Raw genomic sequence first — 10,089 nt, 5'->3', positions numbered from 1 at the left:
CTATCAATTTTTTATTATTATAAGTTTTAAATGTTCTACGATGAGTTGTATAAAGATTTGATTTACTAGTGATATGCAAATAGAATTTTATTAAATATTCATTATAATTCTGATTATCATATTTAGTTTAGCGTTTTTCAGGTTTTATTGAGAATGTTTAGTATAGCCAATTAGTTACATATTATTTCAAATGAAACATTACAATATCATGATATTGAGCTATATATTCGTTACAGAACGATTGAAATATCCAAAAGAATCATGCAAGTCTACCCCTTATGTGGAGTATAACCATACCACGATACTCAAGACTTTATTAGAAGTAACCTAGCAGTTATGGTTTTTAGATAAATGTTAATGAAAAAGTTTTTGGTTTTGACCTGCAATTAAAAATATGCACCCAAAATACACTTACATTCAGATTATTCCTAAACAATTCAATAATAGTTTTAATCCTCATACCCTAAAATACCAAGACTTTCATGTGTTCTCTTTATAATCAGATTATTACTGCCTAGTTAGGTGAAAACCCGTGCTAAGGTTTTCACCATATATTATGGTAGAGCTATTTTAGGGTATGGATACTTAATAAGATTATTCCTTGAATTCAATTATAAATAAATTTACATTGACTCCCTGGTTTTTTCATTTATTTTACCCAAAAACACTCTTTGCCAATTGCACTCAAACTTCACCCATATTTGAAGTAAGAGTGGCAATCTCTTCTGATTTGCATAGCATCTCTAAAATAATTGCTGATAGTTTCCACTCTCGCCATGGAATATGGGGGTGGATTTTCCCCTTATTACACTTAAGTATTTATGAGGATTTAAGACAACGGTTAGCATTACGCAATCCCCACTATATTTGCTTGGTAGCAGTAAATTCTCCGCAAAGAATTAACCATTTGATTGGAACAGTGGAGATGACTTTGCGTTTTAGTGATTCTTTTAAGAAAACAGGTAAAAATTTCCCTTATCTGTCTAACTTAGCAGTTAACCGCAAATATCGTCGCCAAGGGGTAGCATCTCAATTATTAAATTCTTGCGAACAGATAGCTATAAGTTGGGGTTTTAAAGAATTATACTTGCACGTGCTAGAAGATAATCAACAGGCACAACAGCTTTATTTTAAATTAGGATATCGGATTTATACGATGGATTCACATTGGAACAAATTTACATTTTGGCGTTCGCGCCAAATTTTACTATATAAACAGCTATGAACGTATATTTAGCTTAAACAAAAATAACTCAGTTAATAGAAAAAAGACTACAAAAAAACCACAAACCATTACTTTCGTAAGTTGGTAGTCTTATACCACCACATATTTATTGTTAAGCAGATATAATACTTATAGTTTAGTAAGCTTCCAGGAATGTTGAATTAATCTAAATTTGAATAGGGGAGTTGATTGTAGATTTGTCCAAAAATTGTGTTTTAAGTTGGCACTAGTTTACCTGGATGTAAAGTAGACCATCTACCCTTTTCCTCTTTAAAACTTAAACAATCAAATACATCCCATTCTACTTCAACAAAATTACCAGTTGAGGAAATATTTACATTTATAGAGGGCTCATTTGGCTTAAAATCAGGATTATTAGTTATATGAGGCTGTTGATGTTGCATTTCAACTACATGGTAAATTGTGCAATTATCTACATGTTTACAGTTAACGCAAATACACATAGTTAGGATTGTATTAGTAAGATTTATTTATAATCTAGCTTAAGTAAGAGTTTTCTACACTACTTATTAACTTTTTTTATTGTGTATGCAAGATTCGGCTATTTCTAGTCTTTCTCCGGAGAAATTTCCCTTTGATATGAAATTACTACCGCAACAAGTTTATATAGTTGGTGGGGCAGTAAGAGATGCAATTCTAAGTAACAGTAGAGAATATTTAGATCTCGATTTTGTATTGCCTAAGGATGCAATAAAGGTAGCACAGCATATTGCTAAATACCATCAAGCTGGTTTTGTAGTACTTGATTCAGAAAGGAAAATTGCTAGGGTTATATTTCCCAATGCAACTGTGGATTTTGCACAACAGGAAGGAGATAGCATTGAAGCTGATTTGCACCGCAGAGACTTCACAGTGAATGCAATTGCTTATAATCCCCATACACGAGAAATTATTGATCCCCTTCAGGGCTCAATGGATTTAACAAGTCGCTTGATGAGGATGATATCATATCGTAACTTGGCTAATGACCCCTTACGTTTATTACGAGCCTATCGTCAAGCTTCCCAATTAGATTTCGTTATTGAAACCGATACTCGAATAGCGATTCGCAATCTGGCACCAAAAATTAGTCAGACAGCGGTTGAAAGAGTAAGAGTTGAATTGTGTTACCTCTTGAATATTCAGATTGGTGGTACTCATTGGTTAGAAAATGCTTGGGAAGATGGCTTACTAGCACTTTATTTCTCTCATGCTACCAAGGAAAGTTTTTCCAAGCTATCTAAAATAGATGTAGCCGCAAGAAAATTAGAACAAGCCTACCAATTTTTAGGAAAGCAACTTCAAGAATATATCCTAGACACTGTAAAAATCACTTGGTGTGGTATAGCAAAGTTAGCCTGTCTTGTACATCCACAACCAGAAATAGCAGAAACTGAATTAAACATGATGACCTATAGTCGTGCAGAAATTAAGGCTGTAATCATTAGTTTAAGATTATTACCACATTTAAAAGTTAGGCAAATGTCGTTACGGGAAAAATATTTCTTCTTTCGCGCAGCAGGGAAAGTTTTCCCTGCTGTTGTATTATTTGCTCTAGGTAATGATTATCCCATAGAGTCAATTGAGCCCCTAATTACCCACTACTTAAATGATAATGATTTGGTAGCTCATCCTAATAATTTAGTGAATGGAAAAGAAATCATGGAATCACTGGGAATTCCAGCATCTCCAATAATTGGTAAAATACTTGTAGAAATTGCTGTAGCCCAGGCTGAAGGCAGAGTATCCACTAAATATGAAGCGGTTGCACTAGCGAAACAATTGAGAGAAGAAGCGAATTAAACCATAGAGTACAAGTTCTAATCTATGGTTTAACTAAGTGAGGCATAGAATGAAAAGTGTAGATATGTTATAGATTTTTCCAGAAAGTCAATTCCTTATCCTTTACCAAACAAAAGCCAAAATGCAAAAAAAACGGCTCGAAGAATAAAAAACAAGAATCCAGTAAGCCAGGTACATGGTATAAAATGCACCTGGCTTAGGTTGTATTGTCTAATAATTACAATTTATCTCACTTGAATTTATAATTTTGACATTAATTTAATATTTGCTGACACCAAATTATAGAAAACCTAATTTTCTGGAAGTTTAAGATAATACTTATAGGAAAGCACGATTATCTGATAATAAGTAAAATCCTGCTTTTTCCGAACAAGTCTAAATATGTATTAGCGTTAATGTTATTTTATTTTCTGAAGAAAATATGAATTGGTATCAAATATTCCCAATATAATAATTGTTTAGAAAAATTACCTAAATTAATAGAGATCAGGGCAAATGTGGAGAATTGCCAATTATACAACCCTGATAAATTAGAAATCTATATATTAATTTCGTGCAATTAGTAGCCAAGTGAATTCAAACCCGACTAAAGAGGTATATTTGTTATTGTCAATTATCTAAGTTTGACAAAATTGAGAATAGAGACTACAGAGAATTAATTTTAACATTGTTAATAATCATATCTATATCTAAATCATCAGTTTACTATGCCAATCTATGATTCCCCTAATTCCCTAAGTAATATTCTTCATTGCCGTCGGCAAAAATTAGCTAAGTTGATTGACTTTCCTGTAGTTATTTGGGCAGGAAATACAACTCCACGAAATTTTGCTGCCAATCATTTTCCTTTTCGGGCCAGCAGTCATTTTCTTTACTTTGCTGGTATTCCGCTTAAAAATGCAGTCATTCGGTTGGAAGAGGAAAAGCTGGAGCTGTATATCGACAATATAACATCTGATGTTAGTCTCTGGTGTGGAGAAACATACCAACGGGAAGAAATAGCCGATTTTATAGGTGCAGATGCAGCTTTTCCTCTTACAGAATTAGAAACACATCTTTTTGGTGCAGCAACAATTGCAGTTCAAGATCCAGCTACATGGACTCAGCAGTCACAATTATTGGGTAGGTGGATACTACCGCTAAGTCCACCCCAAGGAATTGATTTAGAACTTGCTAGAGCTATTGTTACCTTGCGCCTTATCCATGATGATGAGGCCATCAGAGAATTGGTCAAAGCTGCTGATATAAGTGTAAAAGCCCACCTTGCGGGAATGCAAACTGTAAAATCTGCTAGTACAGAGGCAGAGGTAAGGGCTGCCATGGAAAGCATTATTATTGCTAATAATATGACTACTGCCTACAATAGTATTGTTACTGTTCATGGCGAGGTTTTACACAATAACAAGTATCATAACCCCTTGCATTCTGGGGATTTACTTTTGGCAGATGTAGGTGCAGAAACAGAAATGGGATGGGCTGGAGATATTACTCGAACTTTTCCTGTGAGTGGAAAGTTTTCATCTACTCAGAAAGATATATACGATGTGGTATTGGCTGCCCACGATGCTTGTATTGCCAAAATTCGCCCTGGGGTAGAGTATAGGGATATTCATATGCTTGCATGTCTTACCCTGACAGAGGGGCTGGTTAGTGTGGGAATTTTACAGGGAGATCCGGCAAATTTAGTTGAAAGAAATGTACATTCGGTATTTTTTCCTCATGGCATTGGTCATTTGTTAGGTTTAGATGTACATGATATGGAAGATTTAGGGGATTTAGCTGGATACAAAGAGGGAAGAAACAGAAGCGATCTTTTTGGATTGAGTTATTTGCGTCTAAATCGTTCTTTGCAATCAAATATGTTGATAACAATTGAACCTGGATTCTATCAGGTGCCGGCAATCCTAAATCCTGCTAGGTCTAAATATAAATATCTAATTAATTGGGAGAAGCTAGAGCTATTTGCTGATGTACGTAGTATACGTATAGAAGATGAAGTCTTAGTTACTAATGTTGGCAGCAAAGTTTTAAGTGCAGACCTACCAACAGATACTTCTACTATAGAAGAAATCATTATTAGTTAGAAAGTTTACTTGTAAGGCTTGACTATTTTCATATATCATAAAAGGTAGAACATTGGACACATATGAGAATGCCTCTTACCTCTCAACTTCATAATCCATTGTTTAAGTGTTTTAAACATCTAAACTTGCTCATTTTAGGTGGTAATAATATCGATTCATATTATCAAACTTTCATAATTCTGCACGTTTAACCAGAATTTTTGGAGAATCATCAATCTATTTTTGATTTAATTCTAATAATAGATAAACCAAGGATTCTTCTTCCTATTCAGTAGGTTTATTTTGGTAAGTATTTCGCTGCAAATTGACAACCTGTTTGTAACTGTTTTCATCTTAAGGAGTAAGGCAAACACCTACTGCTTGTTGTTGAATCAACATAAGTCCTAATAACTCCCAACAGATAAGATTTTCAAGGGTAAATAATTGTTGGTATTGTAAGAAAATTTTCTTACAGCAAGTCTGCAAATCTACATCATAGTTAGGTACTTGCTGACATAAATAAAGGAAGTTATTTCCCCAAATTAAATTCGCCAGGGTCAGGTTAAAACTTTGTGTAGGTATAGGTATGATGAAATCATCATATATGATAGCTCTAATACTTGCTTCTGATAATCTTTTAATCTGTCATAAAAACTGGTTTATATTTGTCTTCTTCACAAGGTGGAGTAATAATGGTATGGTCATTGAATAGGATAACTTCTTTTTTACTATCTAGTATAGTTTATAACTTAGTTAGATAGATTCCTGAATATTTTGGTTTTTAGACTTATCTGCTTCTGGTAAAGTTATTCTCTCCACCCTATTTAAGTAAGTAATATAATAATTATCGTCCAATCTTATTAACCTCTAAGTCCTTATGTTTAATAATTCTAGTCATAATTATGCCTTAGCAAAAAATCACGATCAAATAACTAAGCAATTTTCAATAGCAATAGTTACTACCTTAAATAAGTGTAGGTTATTCCTGTATTTATTAGTACTTAAATGCCAAAAAGTTTTAGTAATCAACAGGTTAATCCAAGCTTTAACCTTTGTAATTCCCCCTTTTAATAATATTTTCTATAGATATGCCAATCTACATTTACTGGGGTAAAGATGAATTTGCTATGGGAGAAGCTGTAAAGGAATTGCGAGAATGGATTTTAGATCCGGCATGGGCCAGTTTCAACTATCATATTTTCCCCCAAAAAAATGCTGACACTGTTGTTGAGGCCTTAAATCAATCGATGACTCCGCCTTTTGGAGGAGGAAAACGTCTGGTATGGCTTCAAAATACTACTGCTCTTTATAAAGAATGTTCGAAAAATGTGTTAGAGGAATTAAAAAATACCCTAAATTTTATCCCTACGAATACATACTTGCTAATGACAAGTCATTATAGGCCGGATCCATATCTGAAATCAACCAAAATACTACAAAAGTTTGCCACAAAATTCCAAGATTTCCCACTAATATCTCCCTGGAAGACAGATACACTAGTACATACTGTACTAGTAACTGCAAAAAAAATTGGGGTGAATTTAACATCAAAAAGTGCTCAATTCTTAGCAGAATCTGTAGGAAATAATACGCGTTTATTACACAGTGAGTTGGAAAAATTACGACTTTATGCTGGTAATGACGAACAACCATTAAATGTAGATATACTAACTCGTCTTGTTTGTAGTAATACACAAAATAGCCTTCAGCTAGCAACAGCTATCAGGGATGGTGATACAGCTAAATCCTTAACCTTAGTAACTGAACTGATAGATGCATCAGAACCTGCCTTAAAAATAGTTGCGACCTTAATTGGGCAGTTCCGCACTTGGACATGGGTAAAAATTATTATGGAGAGTGGAGAAAGAGACCTAAAGCTGATTGCTGAGGCAGTAGATATTGCTAATCACAAACGCATTTATTTTTTGCAGAAAGAAGTTCAACAAATTTCTGTACAACAACTAATATCTACCTTGCCGTTACTTTTAGACCTGGAAATTAGTCTCAAACAAGGAGCTAACCAGTCATCTAGCATCAAAGCAAAAGTAATTGAACTATGTCAGTTATACTATAGAAATTGATAACAAATGATTTTTTCTGCATAAGTACAAAAAATTTTAGAAATTAGATTCTATACAAGAATTTAAAGATGCTAACTAGTTATAATGTACAGTTATTTCTCATATCAATAATGATAATAATGAAAGATTTTTCTTTAATCTCTAGCCCTCAAAGGGTGAAAAATAAATATTTATTTTTCACCCTTTTTCCTATTATCAGTATAATTTATAGTCAATTAATTTTTTCTACCCATGCAATAGCTCAAAAATTACCAAGTACCAGGGAACTGAAAAACTATGCTGAGACTTTATTGACAATGGAACCAATACGGCAGGATTCTCTTAAGAAGATCAAAATAATGATTTCTAACAGCAGGGGAAGTCTTCCTATCATAGCTTGCAATGACAAGAATAGTATTAATCAACTACCAAACAAAGTCAGAGTGGTTGTTGTAAATTTTTGCCAAAGCTATCAAAGTATGGTAATAGAAAATGAAATGACGATTGAACGTTTTAATCAAATTACTGATATCATTAATAGCAATGAAGAATTACAGAATAGTATTTATAAACTTTTAATAGAAAAACAATATGATTAGCGTATATGTCTGTCTGAATTTTCAATGCCAATAGAAAACTTACAAGCTCATGCTAAGCCTGAATAACTTGGATACATTCATAGTTGCTTTTATCTTTCGCAGATTCTTGTCAGTATAAGCATGTTGGCTTCTTTATTATCACAATTCCAAATTTTTATAATTAATCACTAAGATGTGTGGCCATAATGAAGTTAAAATAACGAGATAACTAATAAATGATTACAATAGAGTGGTTGTATTAAAAATAACAAGCCATCCTGATAAGTTCAGAAAAATAATGGATTTTAACTGCTTATTTAATATCATATTTTTACTATATATAGAGGTAATAAATAAGTTATAATCCAGCCCAATGTTTTTTTAAGCGAAGCTGCAAGTTCAGGATAAATAATTCCTAAAATTCATCATCATGATTTTCAGCTCTGAATTAAATGTAGCAATATTATCCTGATGTATGCTTTAAAAAAAACTTGTTACTGGATATATAATATATGAATCATAAAGTAATTTGGAATACACTTTGTATTATAATCTGGAAATTATATAAAAACTGATGGGCATTTTGATATCCTAAATACCCATTGAGAGAATTCAAGTTTATATCAAACGCTGTTGATATTGGGAATAGTCAAAATCCGACTATCTTGGTAATTTTTGAAAAAAAATATCTGCAAGTAACTGTTGCTTTTCGGCTAAAGTGAGGGAATCTTGTTTCTAAGTATGAAAAGATTAGTGGAAGTCTATGATGTAATCTTTATAGGATATATTCATTAGAATAGATTAAATATTCATCATAGTTAGAAAATAGCATTTCAATATTATTATCTCCCCATAAAAATATAATGAGTAGTCAGTTATGCTAACAGCATAAGAGTAAATATAATAAGTTAAACGAGAGTTGATTCAATCATCTATAAATCTACTCTGCAGCAGACACAGCTTTTTGCCAGACAAGTAAGGTATGGAATTTTAATGATTAATCTATAGTGATTGCTGCTGAATTATTGAAATTTTATTTGATCCAGTTATAAAGTGTACTCCATAAATAAATAGAATCACTAATTTTTACATTGAGTCATGATTGATCCCCATATAGTTATATATTTAGCAGAAAATGAGTTTGTAATACCAGCAGTTATAAGATTAGAGAAAATGAAAAAATTAAGGCCATACAAACAAATAGCTATTCTATTGTATAGAATTATACAATGGTATTCCCTAGTATTCGTCTTTTATGTTTATGGCGAATACAGGTATTGATTGTATCCAGTTGATTTGATATAATAATAACCTCTGTTGTTCTCTTTCATTGCAACTAATTACAGTACTATTTAAAAAAAAGTGAGGCCATAGGTCAATAGAATTATGTCTAGGAATAGTAACTGTTTATGGTGGTAATACAATTGGTAGAATAACAATCATCATAGGTCCGCACATCCGCAGATTTATGTTATTACTTGTAAATATAAGTGATAATTGCAAGATTTACTATTTCTGTTATGAGGTAATGGCTTCCAATGAAACTAAATTGTCTCCTGAGTATCTTAGATATTGAACTTAGATGCAAAAGTAATTCGGGAAAATCAAGTTGACTACAATACAAATTAAGTGCTTGAAAAGACTTGTAGAGTTAGAGGATAATTGAAGCAGATATGAGCCCCAATAAAAATATTTCCTTTGCTGTTAATAACACAAAAAGAGAGCTTTTTTGAACTATACTGCAAAATATTATGGACTAATTGGGACTCTAACATGTAACCCATTATAATAACTTGCTACTAATTGACTTCATATAATTTTACAGCAGCGGTAAGTTAGTTCAGATAATACCTTCATCTGTTTGCTTTTCTCCATTAAACCCATACTGGAATTATAGACTTTCCAAGTCATGTTATGCGATCACCATTATGTGCTTTTGATTATCAAAGTTATAACAAGGTCAAGATTATATTTTGCTTGGACAAATCTTTTAAGGATAAACCAGCTCTACAAACCAAGCATTAGGTTGATCACGATTACGATATTGACGTACTACTCTAACTAATCCTTTTTCCACCAATAATTGTAATGCACTTTTTTGCCTAAACTCACTCAGACTAGCATATCCGCCACGATCTTTAAGATATTGCAAAAGTATTTTTTCTCCATCTACACCCATGATGATAACCCCATATATTATAAGTGCCTATTAAGGCTTTTTTTCTCTATGAGATTTTATGTAATGAATGGGGAAAGCGCCATAGTGTAAAACCCATGAGTGGTATAACCCCGCATGCTGTTTATAAAATGGGAAAAAAGCTAATGTTCAAGGTTATTTGAGCTTAAATACAGTTTAACCT

The 10,089-nt window shown here is 32.6% G+C and carries 7 protein-coding genes; 5 read left to right on the top strand and 2 right to left on the bottom strand.

What is annotated here, in order from left to right; all coding sequences use genetic code 11:
* The first annotated feature begins 712 nt into the window (after positions 1-712).
* A complete protein-coding gene (locus tag RINTHH_RS03055; protein ID WP_231291149.1) occupies positions 713-1,225 on the top strand; it encodes a GNAT family N-acetyltransferase in 513 nt (170 codons plus the stop codon).
* 215 nt (positions 1,226-1,440) lie between these two features.
* Here RINTHH_RS03055 and RINTHH_RS03050 read toward each other — a convergent pair whose 3' ends face one another.
* Entirely contained in the window at positions 1,441-1,689 is a 249-nt protein-coding gene (locus tag RINTHH_RS03050) for a Ycf34 family protein (protein ID WP_044304456.1), read from the bottom strand.
* Between the two features lie 85 nt (positions 1,690-1,774).
* Here RINTHH_RS03050 and RINTHH_RS03045 point away from each other — a divergent pair, with 85 nt between their 5' ends.
* The 4 genes from RINTHH_RS03045 to RINTHH_RS03030 all read left to right on the top strand — a co-directional run bounded on the left by RINTHH_RS03045 (position 1,775) and on the right by RINTHH_RS03030 (position 7,750).
* Positions 1,775-3,028, top strand: coding sequence for a tRNA nucleotidyltransferase/poly(A) polymerase family protein (locus RINTHH_RS03045; protein WP_008232724.1), 1,254 nt, complete (start codon positions 1,775-1,777; stop codon positions 3,026-3,028).
* A gap of 707 nt (positions 3,029-3,735) precedes the next feature.
* Positions 3,736-5,112 (top strand): aminopeptidase P family protein, encoded by a 1,377-nt coding sequence (locus tag RINTHH_RS03040; protein WP_008232723.1) that lies wholly within the window; start codon positions 3,736-3,738, stop codon positions 5,110-5,112.
* A 1,067-nt stretch (positions 5,113-6,179) separates the two neighbouring features.
* On the top strand, positions 6,180-7,172 hold the full coding sequence (holA, locus tag RINTHH_RS03035; RefSeq protein WP_008232721.1) for a DNA polymerase III subunit delta: 993 nt from the start codon (positions 6,180-6,182) through the stop codon (positions 7,170-7,172).
* A gap of 110 nt (positions 7,173-7,282) precedes the next feature.
* Positions 7,283-7,750: a DUF4168 domain-containing protein gene (locus tag RINTHH_RS03030; RefSeq protein WP_196794873.1), complete on the top strand. Its 468-nt coding sequence runs from the start codon at positions 7,283-7,285 to the stop codon at positions 7,748-7,750.
* Between the two features lie 1,969 nt (positions 7,751-9,719).
* Here RINTHH_RS03030 and RINTHH_RS03025 read toward each other — a convergent pair.
* Positions 9,720-9,908 carry a hypothetical protein gene (locus RINTHH_RS03025; protein ID WP_008230690.1) on the bottom strand — a complete coding sequence of 63 codons (189 nt, stop codon included), beginning with the start codon at positions 9,906-9,908 and terminating at the stop codon, positions 9,720-9,722.
* Positions 9,909-10,089: the final 181 nt, after the last annotated feature.

Origin of the sequence: Richelia intracellularis HH01, from assembly GCF_000350105.1 — a bacterium.
Lineage (GTDB): Bacteria > Cyanobacteriota > Cyanobacteriia > Cyanobacteriales > Nostocaceae > Richelia > Richelia intracellularis.
The sequence above is the reverse complement of the archived record's forward strand: the minus strand, read 5'-3'. Positions and strand labels throughout refer to the sequence as shown.

Coding starts and splice junctions, on each gene's coding strand:
- RINTHH_RS03030 (WP_196794873.1), top strand. CDS start 7,283: ATGATAATAATGAAAGATTTTTCTTTAATCTCTAGCCCTCAAAGGGTG.
- RINTHH_RS03040 (WP_008232723.1), top strand. CDS start 3,736: ATGCCAATCTATGATTCCCCTAATTCCCTAAGTAATATTCTTCATTGC.
- holA (WP_008232721.1), top strand. CDS start 6,180: ATGCCAATCTACATTTACTGGGGTAAAGATGAATTTGCTATGGGAGAA.
- RINTHH_RS03045 (WP_008232724.1), top strand. CDS start 1,775: ATGCAAGATTCGGCTATTTCTAGTCTTTCTCCGGAGAAATTTCCCTTT.
- RINTHH_RS03050 (WP_044304456.1), bottom strand. CDS start 1,689: ATGTGTATTTGCGTTAACTGTAAACATGTAGATAATTGCACAATTTAC.
- RINTHH_RS03025 (WP_008230690.1), bottom strand. CDS start 9,908: ATGGGTGTAGATGGAGAAAAAATACTTTTGCAATATCTTAAAGATCGT.